Origin of the sequence: Pseudovibrio sp. Ad13 (genome assembly GCF_001623225.1) — a bacterium.
GTDB lineage: Bacteria > Pseudomonadota > Alphaproteobacteria > Rhizobiales > Stappiaceae > Pseudovibrio.
Window position 1 is genome coordinate 735391 of sequence record NZ_LMCC01000002.1, and the last position, 16979, is coordinate 752369.

General features: G+C 51.2%; 16 protein-coding genes. 8 read left to right on the forward strand and 8 right to left on the reverse strand.

Annotated elements, in window-relative coordinates; translation table 11 throughout:
• Positions 1-101: 101 nt before the first annotated feature.
• The gene (locus PsAD13_RS04250; protein ID WP_084404630.1) at positions 102-893 is read left to right on the forward strand and encodes an MBL fold metallo-hydrolase; all 792 of its coding nucleotides are present in this window, start codon (positions 102-104) and stop codon (positions 891-893) included.
• A 30-nt stretch (positions 894-923) separates the two neighbouring features.
• Here the strand turns inward: PsAD13_RS04250 and PsAD13_RS04255 are convergent, their stop codons facing one another.
• A complete protein-coding gene (locus PsAD13_RS04255) occupies positions 924-1805 on the reverse strand; it encodes a LysR family transcriptional regulator (RefSeq protein ID WP_063317341.1) in 882 nt (293 codons plus the stop codon).
• A gap of 128 nt (positions 1806-1933) precedes the next feature.
• On the opposite strand from PsAD13_RS04255, the gene gstA reads away from it, so the two are divergent.
• Genes gstA through PsAD13_RS04270 form a run of 3 tightly spaced genes read left to right on the forward strand, consistent with a single transcriptional unit; the run spans position 1934 to position 3152 of the window.
• Positions 1934-2542, forward strand: coding sequence for a glutathione transferase GstA (gstA, locus tag PsAD13_RS04260; RefSeq protein ID WP_063317342.1), 609 nt, complete (start codon positions 1934-1936; stop codon positions 2540-2542).
• Positions 2542-2931: a nuclear transport factor 2 family protein gene (locus tag PsAD13_RS04265; RefSeq protein WP_063317343.1), complete on the forward strand. Its 390-nt coding sequence runs from the start codon at positions 2542-2544 to the stop codon at positions 2929-2931. The genes gstA and PsAD13_RS04265 overlap by 1 nt, the downstream gene beginning before the upstream one ends.
• Positions 2931-3152: a 4-oxalocrotonate tautomerase family protein gene (locus PsAD13_RS04270; RefSeq protein ID WP_063286648.1), complete on the forward strand. Its 222-nt coding sequence runs from the start codon at positions 2931-2933 to the stop codon at positions 3150-3152. The genes PsAD13_RS04265 and PsAD13_RS04270 overlap by 1 nt, the downstream gene beginning before the upstream one ends.
• A 51-nt stretch (positions 3153-3203) precedes the next feature.
• On the opposite strand, the gene PsAD13_RS04275 is transcribed toward PsAD13_RS04270, so the two are convergent.
• A complete protein-coding gene (locus PsAD13_RS04275) occupies positions 3204-6077 on the reverse strand; it encodes a M16 family metallopeptidase (protein WP_063317344.1) in 2874 nt (957 codons plus the stop codon).
• A gap of 408 nt (positions 6078-6485) precedes the next feature.
• Between PsAD13_RS04275 and PsAD13_RS04280 the strand changes: the two genes are divergently transcribed.
• Complete coding sequence (locus tag PsAD13_RS04280; protein ID WP_063286650.1) at positions 6486-7025, forward strand: AAA family ATPase; 540 nt, start codon at positions 6486-6488, stop codon at positions 7023-7025.
• A gap of 142 nt (positions 7026-7167) precedes the next feature.
• Here PsAD13_RS04280 and PsAD13_RS04285 read toward each other — a convergent pair whose 3' ends face one another.
• The gene (locus PsAD13_RS04285) at positions 7168-7863 is read right to left on the reverse strand and encodes an orotate phosphoribosyltransferase (RefSeq protein WP_057461032.1); all 696 of its coding nucleotides are present in this window, start codon (positions 7861-7863) and stop codon (positions 7168-7170) included.
• A gap of 195 nt (positions 7864-8058) precedes the next feature.
• Complete coding sequence (gene pyrC, locus PsAD13_RS04290; protein WP_063317345.1) at positions 8059-9105, reverse strand: dihydroorotase; 1047 nt, start codon at positions 9103-9105, stop codon at positions 8059-8061.
• 409 nt (positions 9106-9514) lie between these two features.
• Between pyrC and PsAD13_RS04295 the strand changes: the two genes are divergently transcribed.
• Together PsAD13_RS04295 and PsAD13_RS04300 are read left to right on the forward strand one after the other, a co-directional pair.
• Positions 9515-10186 (forward strand): nucleotidyltransferase family protein, encoded by a 672-nt coding sequence (locus PsAD13_RS04295; RefSeq protein WP_208980862.1) that lies wholly within the window; start codon positions 9515-9517, stop codon positions 10184-10186.
• A gap of 340 nt (positions 10187-10526) precedes the next feature.
• Positions 10527-11183 (forward strand): nucleotidyltransferase family protein, encoded by a 657-nt coding sequence (locus tag PsAD13_RS04300; protein WP_208986410.1) that lies wholly within the window; start codon positions 10527-10529, stop codon positions 11181-11183.
• Positions 11184-11281: 98 nt separating this feature from the next.
• On the opposite strand, the gene PsAD13_RS04305 is transcribed toward PsAD13_RS04300, so the two are convergent.
• The 3 genes from PsAD13_RS04305 to PsAD13_RS04315 form a co-directional block, all read right to left on the reverse strand.
• Positions 11282-12487, reverse strand: coding sequence for a hypothetical protein (locus PsAD13_RS04305; protein WP_063317346.1), 1206 nt, complete (start codon positions 12485-12487; stop codon positions 11282-11284).
• A gap of 94 nt (positions 12488-12581) precedes the next feature.
• The gene (locus tag PsAD13_RS04310; RefSeq protein WP_084404631.1) at positions 12582-13370 is read right to left on the reverse strand and encodes a creatininase family protein; all 789 of its coding nucleotides are present in this window, start codon (positions 13368-13370) and stop codon (positions 12582-12584) included.
• Between the two features lie 63 nt (positions 13371-13433).
• The gene (locus PsAD13_RS04315; RefSeq protein WP_208986411.1) at positions 13434-14027 is read right to left on the reverse strand and encodes an NAD(P)H-dependent oxidoreductase; all 594 of its coding nucleotides are present in this window, start codon (positions 14025-14027) and stop codon (positions 13434-13436) included.
• A 491-nt stretch (positions 14028-14518) separates the two neighbouring features.
• Here PsAD13_RS04315 and PsAD13_RS04320 point away from each other — a divergent pair, with 491 nt between their 5' ends.
• Complete coding sequence (locus tag PsAD13_RS04320; protein ID WP_063317347.1) at positions 14519-15442, forward strand: arginine deiminase-related protein; 924 nt, start codon at positions 14519-14521, stop codon at positions 15440-15442.
• Here the strand turns inward: PsAD13_RS04320 and PsAD13_RS04325 are convergent.
• Entirely contained in the window at positions 15435-15905 is a 471-nt protein-coding gene (locus PsAD13_RS04325) for a cupin domain-containing protein (RefSeq protein WP_208986413.1), read from the reverse strand. The genes PsAD13_RS04320 and PsAD13_RS04325 overlap by 8 nt on opposite strands.
• Positions 15906-16979: the final 1074 nt, after the last annotated feature.

Below are 16979 nucleotides of genomic sequence, written 5' to 3' on the forward strand. Positions count from 1 at the left end.
GTGGCGGATTATGTATGATTTGTGTCTAGTCGGACTATATCAAATTCCCTGCCAAAAACTAGGATCAACGGACCAAGGTCAGGTTGGAGCAGTAGGTCAGGATGAAACTTCACTTTCTTCGCAATGCAACCCTCATTATTGAGCACAAGCAACACCGCATACTGGTTGATCCCATGTTGGGTAAGGTTGGATCACTGCCAAGCTACAGCTTCATCCGACATAAAAGCCGGAGAAATCCGATGGTTCCGCTGCCTGATGGTGCCCAGCAAAACCTTGAGGGTCTTACTGCGGCACTGGTAACGCATTGCCAGCTTGGCCATTCAGATCATTTGGACGGAGCAGCAAAGAAACTTCTGCTCTCCCAAAAGATCCCGACTTACTGCCGGTTGGATGATGAGGATTTCATTGGGAAAAAGGGAATTCCCACCGTGCCGCTGAAGGATGAGCAACGCCAACCCTTCTTCGACGGTTACATCACCCCAATCCCAACAGTGCACGGCTACGGCTGGATTGCGAGATTCATGGGCCCCGGCGTGGGTTACTTTCTCGAGTTGCCTGATGCACCCTCGCTCTACATTTCCGGCGACACTGTCCTCACCAAAGATGTCCGCCACTGCCTCAAAACCCTGAGGCCCGACATCGCAGTTGTCGCAGCAGGCAACGCAAGTCTGGATATCGGCAAGGACATCCTCATGTCGCTGGATGAGATCATGGAGTTCATCAGACTAGCGCCGGGACAAGTTATCGCAAACCATCTGGAGGCCATAAACCATTGCCCTGTAAAGCGAACGCAGCTACGGGATCTGGCAGAAAAATCTGGTGTCAGCGAAAAACTTCTGATCCCGGCAGACGGTGAAACACTCACGTTCAGCAAACAGCCGGAGTTCGCCTGACCTTAATGAGGCGATCCGGCGCGTGCCTGCTCAGCCCTCGGTTCCCATCAGGTCATCCCAGATGGCTTGCGCGACAACGCCAACGTCTCTGTCGCGCTTGCGGATCTGAAACAGGCGGGACTGGCGTGGCTGGAAGCCTTCAACGTTCAGCTGAACCAGTTCACCACGCGCCAGTTCCTCGATGATCATATGTTCGGGAATGCCGCCCCAACCGAGTTTGGCCCGCAGGATCTCCTTCTTGGCGGCAAAGTCCGTCACCGTCCAACGCAAACCACCCGGCAACAAATCCCGGCTTTGGCTGAGCGCACCGCTACCGCTGTCTGCCACGATGATCTGGGTATACGTCTGCATTTCAGCAATGGTTTTCATATGCCTGCTCTGCGCAGGCTCAAACGCGGGGTGCGCAACGGGCAGGATGGTAACATCCGCAAAAGACACCGCTTCCACCTGCTCAACGGGCACACCATCCATGCTGGCGATAATAATATCTGCCCGGTCATGGAGCAGCTGTTCAATCGGGCCACTCATGCTCTCGCGCGACAGGTGAATATGCGTTGCCGGGAACTTCGCCCGCACATGGCCAATAACCTCAAGAACGCGTTGTAACGGCAACGTTGCCGCAATCGCCAGCGAGACTTCAGCCTCCTGTGTTGCATTCAGCGTTTTCGCCAGACTACCCAGCTCATTCATCTGCTGCATCACACGGATGGCTTGCCGGTAAAAGACCTCTCCCGCAGGCGTCAGTTTAGGCCGATACGCCTCTCTGGACAGCAGAACCATATCAATCTCGGCCTCTAACTTCTTGAGCATGTGACTGATTGCGGACTGAGACTTGTGCAAGCGATCCGCCGCACCGCGAAAAGTCCCTTCTGTCACAATCGCATGCAAAACAACCAGCTGCTCATAAGTCATAGAATACACTCACTCAAGATGATCTGAATTTCTAATCATTATCGTGAATATTCAATATTATCAATTAATCATGAGGGGCATTACTTCCTCAAAGCCTGATAACAAACACCTTGAGGAAAGAGCTTCCAATGAAACTGTTTTACAAACCCGGCGCATGTTCCCTGGCAACGCACATCACGCTGAATGAGATCGCAGCCACCTACGAGATCGATAGCGTAGACACCGATGCAGGGAAGACCAGCACGGGCGTAGATTTCAAAACCATCAACCCGAAAGGCTACGTTCCTGCGCTCCAGTTGGCGTCAGGAGAAGTGCTCACCGAAGGCGCTGCAATCCTCCAATACCTCGCAGACAATCACCCGCAACACGGGCTTGCTCCAGCAGCTGGAACTGTTGCCCGCACGCGTTTGCAGGAGCACCTGAACTTCACCAGCTCAGAACTCCATAAAGCATTCACCCCGTTCTTCACCGCATCAGCAACCACACAGGACAAGGAAAAGGCCGCAAAGAACGTTGCCGCCAAGTTCAACTATCTGGAGGCTCTGTTCAGTGACGGCAGAGCCTATCTCCTGGGCGCGGAATTCTCTGTTGCGGATGCGTATCTGTTCGTTGTCTGCAACTGGTCGAATTTCGTCGGCGTAGATCTGATCAACTGGCCGTCCCTCGCTGCCTTTGTCCAGCGCACAAGCCAACGCCCATCGGCACAGGCAGCAATGAAAGCTGAAGGCCTGATCTGATGAGCAACCCACAAGCCATTGCAGAAGTTCAGAAGGTGATGACAGGCTACTTTGACGGCCTCTACCACGCCGACACCAAGGCTCTGGCTGAGGTGTTTCACCCCGATGCGCGCTACGTCAACATGATCGAAGGGGACTACATGCATAAGTCCCTGAGTGAGTACTTCGAGATGGTGGATCGCCGTATCCCACCTGCAAAGAAAGGGGCACCGCGGCAGGATCGCATCCACTCCATGGAATTCGGCGGCTCTCAAATGGCCTTCGTCAAAGCCTCAATGACCATGATGAACCGCGAGTATCTGGACTTCCTCACCCTGACCAAAGACCAGCACGGTTGGCGGATCATGACCAAGATCTTCACCTACATCGCAAAGCCGGAGGCAAGCTGATGCCATATGTAAACATCAAGATCACCAGGGAAGGTGGACCGGATGGCAAAGGTCCAACCGCAGACGAAAAAGCCGAGTTGATCCACGGCGTAACAGAGCTTCTGTCCCGCGTGCTCAACAAAAAGCCAAGCACGACCTTTGTGGTGATTGATGAGGTTGCCCTTGAGGATTGGGGCATTGGCGGCCTGCCAGTCATCCAGTATCGCCAGCAGGTCTCTTAAAGCACCTCAAACAAAAACGCAGGGCCCAAACCCTGCGTTTTTCAGTTAGCTCTATTTCGGCAGAATCTTCAGCGTCACATTCCGGTCTGGCACCAGAAAATCTGATGCTGCCACGACCAGATCGTCCGGGGTGATCTGCTCCAGAATTGTCGTGTAATTCTGATAGCGCTGGATTGCCTCAGGATAGCTTACAGCCTGACTTGCCAGTTCAAACCACAATCCATTGCTGTGTTCGGCATTGTTCATGGCTTCCAGAATAGGCTGGCGCGCACGCAGCAACTCATCCGCTGTGATATTGCCCTTCACCTGCAGCTCTTTGACGATATCCTGATAAACAGTCTCCGCCGCATCCACATCATCCAGTTTCAACTTGCTGGACATTCCAATATAGCCGAAGCCTTTGATTGTATTGGAGTTCATGCTGAACGCATAAGGGCTGTAAGTCGCGCCCATAGCCTCACGCAGTTTATCGCGCAGGCGTAGCTCTATGACGCCCTGCAACAACTGCAGCGTATAGCTCTGCGTTGCATCTGCATCATCGCTGGTTTTCCAATAATGCTGCAAAAGCGCCGCGTCACTGTCACCCTCATGGGTCAAAGATACAGCCTGCGCCTCTGGAAACTCAATACCAGTTGCGTAGCTATGCTTTGGAGCCTCAAAGGATTGCTGTAAAGCGCCGAAAGTCTCGGCAACCGCATCCAGAGCGGTTTGAACCTCAAGATCGCCTACAATACCAATCTCGATCGGGCCCTTTTGTGCGATGCGGGAGATGATTGGCTTCAACTCCTCATAGTTCCGCTCCAGCAGATCTTCTTCACTTCCTGCACCCCAGCGTTTGTCGCCGCTATGCAAAATGCGGGAGAACTCGCGGCCACGAACAGCTTCAGCAGAACTGCGGGAGTTCTTGTAGGTCTCTTTCAGGCTCTTTTGGTAAAACGCTTGCCCCTCAGGACGATAAGCCGGATCCGTCAAATACGCTGCGACCACCTGCAATTGCAGCTTCAGATCGTCCGGCGTTGTTCCGTATTGCCCGGAAATACCATCTTCGCCAAAGGAAAGACCAACGCCAACCTGAGTACCAGAAAGTACCTTGTCCAGATCAGCGACCGAGTACTTGCCAAGACCACCAACAATAAACGCGCTCTGGAAGAAACCGGCCAAGCCATCTTTATCAGCCGGCAGGTCTTCAATACCGCGGCCCGTGCGCAGAGACACAAACACCTTACCCTTGTCAAAGTCAGTCCGCTTGAAGTTCAGCACCACGCCGTTTTCAAAAGTGTAAGAGCGGATTTGCCCAAAACTGCTGATTGTCTGCTGGGCAACTTTGCCTTTGGGGCCAAAGCTTTCATAGTCAAAGCTGGTCAACGACTTGGCTTCAAAGGCTGCAACTGGCTGCTTCTGGCTTTCTTCAAACACGGAAAGAATGGTCTCTTCAGCATTTGGAAAGGCCTCGGCAGTCGTCATAAACAGGTTTGGTTTTGCGCCTTCCCAAAGCTCAAGCAGTGCTTTTGAGACTTGCGGCGCTTTCAGATCAGAAAAGTGTTTCTGGAAGAAGGCCAGATCATCAGCAGAGGATGTGGTGACACTCTCATTGAGCACATCGCGTACGAGTATATTGGCGATTGCACGGTTTGGAATAGTCTCTTCCGCTTTCACCGCAACTTCCAGCGAGTTGAGCCGGTTCACCAACTGCCGGTCAACTTCTTCCTGTGTCACGCCATAAGCCAGTGTTTGCCGAAGTTTCTGCTCCAGCAACGCAAAACCGTCCTGCCACTTGTCGGTGGCAACGGTCGCGCTGGCAACAACGGTGTCGGCAAAGTCCTCGCTGTAATAATCCGTGCCGGCAGTGACCATAGTATCGTGAGAGGCAAGGGCTGCATCACGCAGCCGCTCTTTCAAAATACTGATCCCGATCCTGCGCAGCGTGTTCTGAATGCGGTTTTGTTGGTTATCAATCAGCTCTTGAGAAGGTTTGACGAGATAGATGCTCAACACGGTAGGCAAAGACGGTTCTACAAAAAGCGCAGCACGCGGGGCTTCGGCAACCTTCAATCTCCCAAAATCCGGCTCTTCGCTGTCCAGCTGCTCTGCATTCGCAGGGCGCTCCCAATCCGCAAAGTGCTTTTGAATAGCAGCTTCTGTTGCTTCAACATCAATATCGCCAGTCACAACCACTGTGGTCCGACCGGGCGTGTAATAGCTCTCATAAAAATCGCGCAGGGTTGCCTGGTCAACGGCATCAATGCCGTCCATTGTGCCAACCGGCAGCAAGGTGCGCTGTTTAATGCCCGGATAAAGGTAATCAAATCTGGCAACCAGCGCGTCATAGCTCGGACCGTAATTGCCGCGCACTTCAGAGGCGACAACACCGCGCTCACGGTCAATAGCACTTGTTGAGAGCGTCAGTTCACTTGCTGTCTCACGCATAATAAACAGCGCAGTGTCCAGCAACTCCGCATCAGCTGAGGGCAGGGAAAGGCGGTATGTGGTGCTGTTCAATGTGGTCGCTGCATTGGTTCCAGCGCCAAACGCCAGTCCCGCGCGCTCCAGCAAGGCCACCATCTCGCCTTCCGGCACATTGGTAGAACCGTTAAACGCCATATGCTCCAAATAGTGAGCAGCACCCGGTTCCAACCCTTTTTCCAAGGAAGAGCCAGCATCAACCGCCATACGAACCTCAATCTGGTTCTTGGGGGATTGGCTCTGAACCAGCAAATACCGCATACCATTGGGCAGCTGACGAGAGATTATTCTGGGATGCAGTTTAAGGTCAGTCTCAGGAAACCAATAGGACTGCTGATCTTGAGCAACCTGCAACGCCGGCTTGGGCTGAGGGGCCGCGGCATCCTGCGCATAAACAGGAACAGAAAAGACCAGTCCAGTGCTCAGCAGTGCTGGCACCATAAGGTGTCTGATTACGTGCATTGTTGTTTCCCTGCGCCCTGCCCAAATTGCCTATGTGCTCTTGTATTGGTGTTCCCGGTGTGAAGATGTTCACGAAAGCACACCCCCATGCTTCAGCGCGCAGGTTTTGCAGACTTTGTTGAAGCCCGTCACAAAATAATTCCTAAGCTGAACCCGAGTACCCGCGAGGTCTTCACCTCATAAAAGCTACATCTGCGTAATTATCATAAACTTTGCTGTTTTTCATATGCTTTTGGTTCATGTTGCTTTTGTGGCAAAGCAGCGCAGGTGGATAAAAAACTATGGTTGGTTTGGTATCAGATTTAAGTGTGCAATGATTTTGGTTGGCTGACTCGCCATCCACGGGCTCTCTGGATTTATGAGATCAGTCCGCATTTCTAAGCTTTTGATTTTTTATGGAATACCAATATGAACGGGCAAATTATTATTCTGCACGGTCCCTCAAGTAGCGGAAAGTCAACCACTGCAGTTGCGCTGCAAAACGCGATTGAGCTGCCGTTCTGGCATATTTCAATCGATCATCTGCGGGATGGGGGAGTACTGCCGACGAAACGCTTCAAAAATGGGGATTTTAATTGGTCCAACCTGAGAAAAGCATTCTTTGAAGGCTTTCACGCATCACTAGCTGCGTATGCCCATGCTGGCAATAATCTGATTGTGGAGCATATTCTCGACAATCCTGATTGGCTTCCGGAGCTAAAAGAGCTGTTTCAGCCGTTTGATGTATACTTTGTTGGTTTGCATTGTGATTTAGAAGCGTTGAAGCAACGTGAAATCGCCAGAGGAGACCGACCCATCGGGAGTGCAGAGCAAGATTTCCACTCAGTCCATGTTGATCGTGTTTACGATCTTGAGATCAGAAACACCGCATCAACAGAACACAATGTAACAGCCATTCTTGAAGGGTGGCGCTCCGGCATTAGAAAATCTGAATTTGCGACGCGGTGAGGGTGCCGATTGTTGCATGGTTTAGATGGCTGAGGCTTTGAAACTGAATTAGAGTTGTTAATACGGCTAAGCCTGCCAACTAAAAACGCAGAGCAAAGGCCCTGCGTTTTCATGAAACCAATATGTCTGGCTAAAGAACCGCTTAGAGCGGCAGTTCGCTGACACCACCGTTGGCGGCGGACCATTCCAGCGGATTATTGAGGAACTTCTCAACTTCGTTCACCTTCTCAGCTGAGAAGTAATCGTTTGTGCGGCAAACGCGCAGGATGTCGTGCCATGTGGCAAGGTAGTGCAGGTTCACACCATGTTCTGCCAGCTTGCCTTTCGTTTCCGGGAAGATGTCGTAATAGAACACCACCAGCGTGTCGGTCACTTCAGCACCCGCCTTGCGCAGCGCTTCGCAGAACTTGATCTTGGACCCGCCATCGGTGGTCAGGTCTTCCACCAGCAGAACGTTCTGCCCCTCGTGAATATCACCCTCAATTTGCGCATCACGGCCATAACCCTTTGGCTTTTTGCGCACATACTGCATTGGCAGTGCCATTTTGTCTGCAATCCACGCAGCAAACGGAATACCAGCCGTCTCACCGCCTGCAATCGCATCAAACTTCTCAAAGCCCGCATCACGCAGCAGGGTTGCCACGGCAAACTCCATCAGGGTGCCACGAATGCGCGGGTAGGAGATCAGTTTACGGCAGTCGATGTAAACCGGGCTCGCAAGACCGGATGCCAGAATGTACGGCTCTTCTGGACGGAAGTTCACCGCCTTGATTTCCATGAGCATTTTTGCGGTCAGTTCCGCCATCACTTCGCGGTCAGGAAAAGAATTGGAAAACATCGCTGTCCCTCAAGTCACAGTAGGTGGTTTAGAGCGTATTCCCGAAAAGTGGTTCCGGTTTTCGGATAAGAATACGCGCGAAAACAAAGATCTGGAATGTGTGGGATGACAGGGAGCTGGCATCGCACGCATTCACGTCAAAAAAAAGCAGCTTGCCCCGGCCATATTAGGTGCAAACTGCTTTGAAACTCATCTTTAGGTCTCAACCTTCCAGAATATATCAAATCCCGGATTGAAGAGGGTCACCGGCCCGTCCGGTGTTGGAATACTCGGCGGGTAACTGACCTTTTCATCGGCCTTTACCAGATCAATGGTCGCCTCGTTTGGTGCCATGCCATAAAACGCCGGACCATTGAGAGAGGAAAATGCCTCAAGCTTGTCGAGTGCGCCTTCCTGCTCAAACACATGTGCCAGGCAGCTCATGGTATTTGGTGCGGAGAAGATGCCAGCACAGCCACACTCACACAGCTTGTTCTGGTCAAGATGCGGGGCGCTGTCCGTTCCAAGGAAGAAACGGGCATCGCCAGAAGTGGCCGCAGCACGCAGCGCAAGGCGGTGTTTCTCACGCTTCGCCACAGGCAGGCAATAGAAGTGAGGCTTGATGCCACCGACCAGAATGTCATTCCGGTTGATGATCAGGTGGTGCGTGGTGATCGTCGCCGCCAGATTGTCACCACCAGACTTGGCATAATTGACGCCTTCTTCCGTGGTGATGTGCTCCATCACCACTTTCAGCTTAGGGAACTTGCGGCGGATCGGGTCCAGCACAGTCTCAATGAACACTGCTTCACGATCAAAGATGTCCACGTCAGACGTTGTGACCTCACCATGGACCAGAAGCGGCAAACCGATCTCGGCCATGCGTTCCAGAACACCCGCCACCTTATCAAAGTCGCGCACACCACTTTGTGAGTTGGTTGTCGCGCCAGCAGGATAAAGCTTCACCGCAGTCACCAGACCAGACTTGGCTGCCTGCTCCAGATCATCCGCATCGGTGGTCTCTGTGAGATAAAGCGTCATGAGGGGAGTGAAGTCGTGCCCCTCTGGCATGGCTGCCGGAATGCGATCCCGATACCCGGCAGTATCCTTGCTGGTGACAACAGGTGGGACCAGATTAGGCATGATGATCGCGCGGCCAAAGTTTGCAGAAGTTGACGGCAGAACGGCCTTCAGCATCTCGCCATCACGTAAGTGCAGGTGCCAGTCATCAGGCCGTCTAATGGTCAGGCGGGTCTCGGTCATCTTCATGCTCCGTGTGGTCGAAAGGCTGCGCGACACCGGTTTACTGCCCAATGCCACCAAATCTCAAGGAAAAACTGATGCTTTCGAGCATCTCGCACAAATACGTAGTTATGGGAACTAGCCCTTCGGGTGAAATGCGCTGCGTAACATTGCGAAAAGTACGCAGCTAGGTACTTCCCACTATCCACATCTTCATAGTTTCAAAGTGCCCCGCACAAATCCTATGCGAATCTACCTGTCAATTCTCACAGGTCGCCAAGCCCCAAATTTACATGGATTGATCTGGTGGGTGGATTATCATAATGTTCCTGTTATGTACTAAGTTAATTCACTTTTAGTTCTGGTTTTTGCAGGCGAGTCGTTACGGCAGTCTTCACAGCTTGATCTCTTTCAAATGAAAATCGTGTCCATGTCAGTTTTCACGACCTTCGCCTCATCCGGCCATTCAACTCTCAAGGAGAAGATCACCTCCTTGCCATCACGTGTTTCCCCTGTTCACCATGGCGCAGGTGAGCAGGGGCGCGTGTACTTTATCGAAGAGGTCATCCGCTCAACCGTGCTCTATGATCTGCTGAAGACCCTGCGTGACGCCCGGTTGCCAGATGCCTGGCTCGCGTCAGGCGCAATCTACCAAAGTGTCTGGAACGCACTGACGGGCAGGGAGGCCGGACACGGCATCAAAGACTACGACCTGATCTACCATGATGAGGCTGACACGTCCTACGAGGCCGAAGACCGTGTGATCACCAGCCTCGCCAAAGCTTGCGAACCGCTGGGGCTTCCAGTTGAAATCCGCAATCAGGCCCGCGTGCACCTCTGGTTCCCCAAGCACTTCGGCATGGACTACCCCAAACTAGGCTGCTCGCTGGAGTCTCTCCTCTACTACGCTTCAACAACCCACTCCGTCGCCGCCCGCCTGCACGACGATGACCGCCTGCAGATCGAAGCCCCCTTCGGACTGGAACCCATCTTCCAAATGCAGATGCTCCCAAACAAAGTCCTGCCCAACGAAGAAACCTTCACCCGCAAAGCCAACCGTCTCACCAAGCACTGGCCAGAACTAACAATCGTCCCTTGGTAGGCTGCCCCCAAATTTTATCCGCCTACCCAAAAGCCCGCTTTTCGATCTCAAAAGCGGGCTTTTGCACGTCAACCACTTGTAAGAATTGAGATAACGAATCGAGCCATAACAACAAGCGACCCGCAATTGATCCTCAACATTGTTTACCAAGGCCCAACCCACCAATGGATTATCTCATTGGAATCTTTTAGTAGTTAGAAAGAGTAGAGCATCTCCCCGAGGCATGGGTTCCAGTCCTCGGATCAGGATATGCATAAACATGAAATGTCAGAGCATCACCCGTGATCCGGTTTGATCACCCGATACTCTGAAACGAACCGGTGCAGGCGTCATCAGGGCTATGCCAAAATTAGTGCGTCACTCAGCTTTGGCCAATGCCAACTTGGAGTACCTGGATCAGGCAACGCTCGCGGACCCTCAACTCACCAGTGAGGAGGATCGCAAGCGGTTGCTTGAGCTGGTCCTGCGCTCCAACGCGCATCTGATTTCCGCAATGAAGGGCATCAGATCCCTCCGCCTGCCGGACTGGTGCATCTCCGGTCCCTCCATCGCATGGCCTCTTTGGACTGCGTTGAAGGGCAAGCCCGTCATGGCTGGCAATCACCAGCTCTACATCACCTACTATGATCCATCAGAGCAAGCCCTCGAAAAAGAAGCCACCTACCTGCGCCATATCCGTCAGATCCTGAGCGCTGGGCCTTATCAGGTGCACCTGTCCAATCAGGCAGGCCATGTCATCCATCATGACAGTGAGCGGATGAGCAATGGAACACCAGTCACATGCACTGCAGAAGCTTTGGTACGCGATCCCGTCCAAACCTATGCGCTCGGTGTCCGCTTAGAGACCAACGGAACCTTCACTGTTCTGGCACCGTTCGGTTTGTCTGGCGTTTTTTCAATGAAGATGGAACGCAATACCGGATACTGCGACGAAGAGCACTTTCTCTATAAACTCCGCCGCGTTGAAGCCATGTGGCCGGGAGTTGCTCTCAGATAGCTTTTGCTGGAGCGTTTTCCCCAAAGGCGTTCCGGCCTCTGGGCAGGAATACGCGTGCGAACAAAGAGATAGATCTTGGCACGTGAATGAGCCGTGTCCTAACGAAGCGGCTGAACTGGCAAATAGCCTCTTTCTATCAAATGTACGGTCAAACCAACCGGAAACGGCAGGGCAACTGCATTCTTGTAATCGCATTTTGAACTTGGCGAGCCATCCGGGCAGGCATACTTCCAGAAATCCTCTTGATCACTCAGGCTTTTCTCTGTGGCTTGTGTGATAGCCTCCATCCCGTCTCCCAACCGCGCCCGAAGAGCTGCCCAACCTGCAAGGAAACCATTCTCGCCCCAAAGCGACTTCTCAGAGCCAGCTAACTCCTCGAGATAGGCCAGTTCTTTACGAAAAGCGGGCTGATAGACTGGGTCCATATTCACATCGGTGATTTCGTCGTAATAGAGCTTTTCAATGTAAAGCGGCGCAAAACTGCCTGCGTATGGCGCGAAAAGATAAAAGAAGCTGTTGTCCGCACTCACAAGCTCAAGTGTGCCGTCACCATCCAAGTCCTCAAAGCTATAGCCATATCCGCCATCCAACACCGCACCCTGAACCATCACCCAGCTTCCCTCTCGATTTTGCGTGATGATCTGTTGCTCCACACAGCAATGCGCCCCACCCGTAAACCGCTTGATCACGACCTGAGGAAACTCAGTCTCCCTGGCAAGACGAATAACCTCAACGCTCTGGCCGTACTGAGGAAAATAACTTGGCTCCGTCTCAAACGAGAACACTTTATTCTGCCCAATCCATCCAACAACCTGCACCTTTGAATTCTTTGAGAATTCATCATTCGGGTCAGCCTGTTCCGTGATGAGGTCTGCATCAACTCGCAGCTTTTCGAGTTTCAGAGAAAAATGGTTCTGCGCTTCAAACTCTCCAAAACGCAAGTTTCTGGCGGGCCAGACAGTCTCCAAGTAGCGGCGCCCGTGAGACAGATAAGCATCCTCAGGCAAATCAATCGAAATCTGCTGGCGTGCCAGTTGCAAATTTTTAAAGTTTACAGGGCCAACAACCACACCAAACCAGCCGTTTTCTGAGCGAACCACCCGCACTTTATCCTGATAGGGTGTCCCTTGCAGAGCTTCCTGAAAACTTTCCGCCAGCTGCACAGCTTCGGTTGCATCCTGTTTGCTGGCAAAAACAAGCCATTGTTGCCCGCCTGAAAGGCTGAGACTGTCTGCTGCAAAACTGATGCTTGGCGTACTGAAAAGTGTGAGCAATAAAACTGAAATCACTTTTAGAAATTGCATTGCTCAACTCCACATACAGTACTAACTAAAACCAATTAAAACAGGTTCTCCTGGTTGCTTCAAAGAGTTTCGCCAAAGCTAGCAACAAGAAACACTAATCAAACCGATTGATGTCGAAATCCGCTGTCTCTTGTAAAAACTCAATAAAGCCATCCACTTGATGCTCGGCGGTCAAACGCCCTTTCTCTGAACTTGCATTTGCAGCATTTCCCACTGTCCCATGCGGGTTCAAATCAGAAGCAATCCAGCCATAAGAAGGGAGCCCGGTTGGCCCCAGCCGGGCATTCTCATCAAGATCTTGAGCTGTTGAGCGGAAGTCTTGTGCATGCAACATGTCAACAAGGTCTGCCCGAAAATGCAGCATCAACGAAGTTTCCTCATCGCCTCCATGCAGCCCAAACTTCAGTTCTTCCTCGCTAAATAGCTCTTTTGGCGCTCCAAAGCTGGACCAATGACATTTGCCAACCAACATCTTGCTGCGAATGCGAAGCTCTCGCGCGACAATGCCGATCAAGTCCAGGTTCCCACCATGAGAGTTGGCAATGATCATTTTCCGGATGCCACAGGCCGCAACCGAAGTGCCAATGTCAATCCAATGTTTTGCCGCTGTGTCGGCTCTTAGCGACAGTGTCCCCGGCGCATGAATATGCTCATCAGACTTCCCAATGCATTGTAAAGGCAAAATACGGAAGTCCAGTGTTTCCGATGCACGGGCGCACAAGGTCTCTAGCATACCCTCATTAATGTATGTGTCCACGCCAAGCGGGAGATGGGAGCCATGTTGCTCAACAGCAGCTGTCGGTAAAATCGCAATCGTCCTTTGAGCATCAATATTCTCAAAGTCTGTGGTTTTAAAATCCATCCAATAGCGTCGAGGAAACATGGCAGACACCTCTAGAGTCAGTCGCTGTCTGCAGGCCATTTCAGTTTGGCCTGAGAGGAGGGGCTAAGCTTTGCAAAGGCCGCGGGTTTTTCGATCAATCACCTTTAAATGGCGAAGCCTTGAGGTTTCAGTAGAGCTGTCCATGTTGTAATGGGCAGCGTATCTGGTTTTTACCCATGGGTTGCAAAGCACACGCACGCCGCGCAAAACGGTTTTCTTGCCGGGCATGCCCATAAGAAAACTAAGCCATCTTGGCGCACCACAGGTGGTAAAAACGGCAAGTTTCTTAATGTTCTGCAAATTTGGTTTGATCGCGCCCTCTTCAGTCAGCTTAAAAGCAACACCCGGCACCAGCACGCGATCAAGCCATCCTTTGATCATGGCAGGCAAGCCATACCACCAGGTTGGATAAATGAAGATGAGCGTGTCGCAGCGCTGCAACGCGTCAATGTGGTGCTCAAGACCTTGCTGGTTGAGGGAGGTATCCAAATAGCTATCCAGCTCGCCCTTGGTTAAGACTGGCTGAAAACCCTCCTCATAAAGATCAATGAGATCCATGCTGACGTCTTGAAGCCTGAGTGTCTCTACCACCTGTTCAAGGATGGCCTTGCTGAAACTCTCAGAGTTTGGATGGCAATAGACGATCAGCGCATGCATGTTCTTATCCGGTTCAAATGTTTTTCTATCAATTTCTACCACGCCTTATACGAGTTGAGGCTGGCTTCTCATTGAGTTTCATCATCATGATCGCATGAAAATCGTCTAGTTCGTAATCCTCCCTAACTCAGCTAATGTTTTCTGTAACGTGATGATAATAATAGTATAAATTCACTTATTTCTTGGTTTTACTATGCTGTCTCTGCGATACTTTTTGAGTAATGCCTCAATATTTACACAATTTTGTATATTTTTTAGTGCGTACTTTCTGAAAGACCAGTTCAGAAAACAAGCCGCGAGCTATCAGGAGGAGATGAGCCGCGGTAAGAAGAAGCGAAATCGCCAATCAAAAATGAAAACCGCTTCCAATCCTCCCAAAAATAATCTGCGCCCGATGAATGGTGCACTGTGTAACTCATCAAAAAGAAGCAGAACCAATGACGAACCACAGACCTACTCTCCGATCCGTTCAGGCTCCATCTGCCGTTGTTATGATCCGCCCGTTGTTTTTCAGCACAAGCAAAGATGCAGCTCAGAGCAGTTCTCGCAGTCTTATTGGTGAATCTCAAAGAGACATCGATTTTGCAGAACAGGCATATGTTGAGATTTCAGCCGCAGCAGATGAGTTGAGTAGGCATGGTGTTGATGTTCATCTGTTCGAAGATAAGTCTCGTGACACACCACACTCTGTTTTTCTGAACAATTGGCTGTCAACGCATGCAGGCGGTTATGTCACCATCTACCCAATGCAGGCGGAGAGCCGTCGAAAAGAACGTCGTAGTGATGTAATCGAGCTTCTTAAATCCGAATACCGCGTTCAGGATGTAGTTGATTTTTCAGAGCTGGAAGATGAGCAGCAGTTCCTCGAAGGAACGGGCGCAATGGTGTTCGATAACGTCGAGCGCGTTGTATATGCAGTCCCGTCAAGTCATGCAAATCAGCAGGCTCTGGAACAGTTCTGTGATCATTTCAAATATGAGCCGGTGATTTTTCAGGCGCAACACACTGATGGCAAGCCTGTTACTCACACCAATGAAATTCTTTGCATTGGCACTGGCATCGCATTGATTGGATCAGACTTGATCACTGATCCTGCAATAAAAGCAGAGATCCTTCGCCGTTTAGAGCAGTCTGGACGTCAGGTTGTTCAGTTGAACAACGAGCAAATTGAAGCCTGTGCAGGACGTTCCATTGAGTTGCATAGCAAAACAGAAGGCTTGCTTCTTGCTATGTCCGAGGGAGCATACTCTTCTTTACATCAGGATCAGATCGATCTGATTGAGCAGAGCACCAAGATTGTTCAGTTGAAGCTGGATACCATTGAACAAGCAGGCGGCTCAGCCCGCTGCGCTATGGCAGGCATCCACCTCAACCTGCGCGAAGTTGAACCTGAGCTGGAAACTGAAGCTACTTAAAGTTTCCCTGCTGAGTATCGGTTAAGTCCACAATATCGGTGACCGTCAGAACAGCTGGCGTGTCACCTTTATTTTTGACCCAATGCTGCACCTCAGAGTTTTCGTTGATCACTTCACCAAGCTTATGAATGACCGGCACACCGCACTCATTACTATACTCAACAAACTCGCCTTCTGTGACCAGTGCCAGAGCCGGTCGATTTTCATGACCATGTAAAAGAACGTGTCCTCCCGGTTGAACCGTGATGGTCCGCATACGAAGGTTATGACCAGGGATGTTGACCTTCTCTTTGCCAAGATCGATAGCATCAAGTTCTTCAGTCTCTACCAAATAGTTTTCCGTTGGAGCGCTATCGTCAATGGCTGAACCTTCCTGGCCAGGAGGACATTGTCCGGCCTGAGCAGAAGGAAGAGCTAAGCCTGCAAAAAGCAGTGTGGTCGCAGCGAGTATAATGGTCTTCATAGGGACCTCCAATGTTCCGGCCAGAACATAGCTCAACTGAAAATCCAAGGTGCCGGGATTTGAGAGCATGTTAAACTCCCCATGAAGCCAGCTGATAAGAAGCAACTAAAATCATCTCGCAGAATTTTTCCGCCATTTCTATAAGCAGTAGGGCCACCTTAGCGGGGATAGTTTTTTGGTTTGCGTTTATAAGATTTGATAGAAGGAGGATAAGTCCTGTCTCTCAGTTGGCCGGGGCAGGAGGCATTTGCTGATGCCGTTCTTAGTCCTCAGTCTTCCCAAACGCACTGTTTCCCTGCCGTCTTGAACATTTGAGCGCATAAAAACGCTGTTTCGCGCAAAACCACGCAAACGAACGCAATTGCGGGGCTTTCCATTGGGCGCCTCTCATCGCATAGCGGTCATCTCGGCGAGTTCAGGCGCTGCAGCCTGTGCCACGACCACCATACACCCTCATTCATTATTCAGTTTTCAAAGAACGCGGATTGCTCCGAAGTCTGCTTGCCAGCGTTCTGAGAGAGTGCAGCCTGATTTGATCGCGGTCTATTCCTGTAATGTTCTCCCTGAGTCTTTGGTGGCTGGGAGTTGGAGCACGGAGAGTGGCTGGTGTGATTACGGGGAAATAAGGCGCCTTTAAACCTCTCGTTGGGGGAGATTGATTAGATAGATTTATCCCCCACAGGGACGGTGTGGAATTGAAACGGCGCGTTTCTGCGGATTAGGTATGTTTTACACATAGGTGGGTGATGTTTTTGGGTTTTTTTGTCGTTTTCAGGTTGACGGTTGGAGGGCTCAGGCCTATAACCCAGCTCATCGAGAGCGACGGCGCTGCCGGCGACGGCACGATGCGCTCTTGAGTTCCTCGAAAGGATTGATCGCTCAGGCTCGATCGGAAATGATTGAGCTGGTGAGTGATTTACTCTTTTGAGTGTGGGTGAGAGCCCTGTTCATTGACAATTGAATACGGAAGAAGAAAGAGAAACGTGGACGGCGGTTATTCGCGAGTGTCTTGGTAACAAGACGCTGTTACGGAATAGCTGACTTAGTTTACGTTTTTCAGAACACCAAAGATTT

Bases quoted from the DNA above. Each gene is read 5' to 3' on its own strand.
- PsAD13_RS04250 (WP_084404630.1), top strand. From the start codon at position 102: ATGAAACTTCACTTTCTTCGCAATGCAACCCTCATTATTGAGCACAAG.
- PsAD13_RS04255 (WP_063317341.1), bottom strand. From the start codon at position 1,805: ATGACTTATGAGCAGCTGGTTGTTTTGCATGCGATTGTGACAGAAGGG.
- gstA (WP_063317342.1), top strand. From the start codon at position 1,934: ATGAAACTGTTTTACAAACCCGGCGCATGTTCCCTGGCAACGCACATC.
- PsAD13_RS04265 (WP_063317343.1), top strand. From the start codon at position 2,542: ATGAGCAACCCACAAGCCATTGCAGAAGTTCAGAAGGTGATGACAGGC.
- PsAD13_RS04270 (WP_063286648.1), top strand. From the start codon at position 2,931: ATGCCATATGTAAACATCAAGATCACCAGGGAAGGTGGACCGGATGGC.
- PsAD13_RS04275 (WP_063317344.1), bottom strand. From the start codon at position 6,077: ATGCACGTAATCAGACACCTTATGGTGCCAGCACTGCTGAGCACTGGA.
- PsAD13_RS04280 (WP_063286650.1), top strand. From the start codon at position 6,486: ATGAACGGGCAAATTATTATTCTGCACGGTCCCTCAAGTAGCGGAAAG.
- PsAD13_RS04285 (WP_057461032.1), bottom strand. From the start codon at position 7,863: ATGTTTTCCAATTCTTTTCCTGACCGCGAAGTGATGGCGGAACTGACC.
- pyrC (WP_063317345.1), bottom strand. From the start codon at position 9,105: ATGACCGAGACCCGCCTGACCATTAGACGGCCTGATGACTGGCACCTG.
- PsAD13_RS04295 (WP_208980862.1), top strand. From the start codon at position 9,515: ATGTCAGTTTTCACGACCTTCGCCTCATCCGGCCATTCAACTCTCAAG.
- PsAD13_RS04300 (WP_208986410.1), top strand. From the start codon at position 10,527: ATGCCAAAATTAGTGCGTCACTCAGCTTTGGCCAATGCCAACTTGGAG.
- PsAD13_RS04305 (WP_063317346.1), bottom strand. From the start codon at position 12,487: ATGCAATTTCTAAAAGTGATTTCAGTTTTATTGCTCACACTTTTCAGT.
- PsAD13_RS04310 (WP_084404631.1), bottom strand. From the start codon at position 13,370: ATGTTTCCTCGACGCTATTGGATGGATTTTAAAACCACAGACTTTGAG.
- PsAD13_RS04315 (WP_208986411.1), bottom strand. From the start codon at position 14,027: ATGCATGCGCTGATCGTCTATTGCCATCCAAACTCTGAGAGTTTCAGC.
- PsAD13_RS04320 (WP_063317347.1), top strand. From the start codon at position 14,519: ATGATCCGCCCGTTGTTTTTCAGCACAAGCAAAGATGCAGCTCAGAGC.
- PsAD13_RS04325 (WP_208986413.1), bottom strand. From the start codon at position 15,905: ATGAAGACCATTATACTCGCTGCGACCACACTGCTTTTTGCAGGCTTA.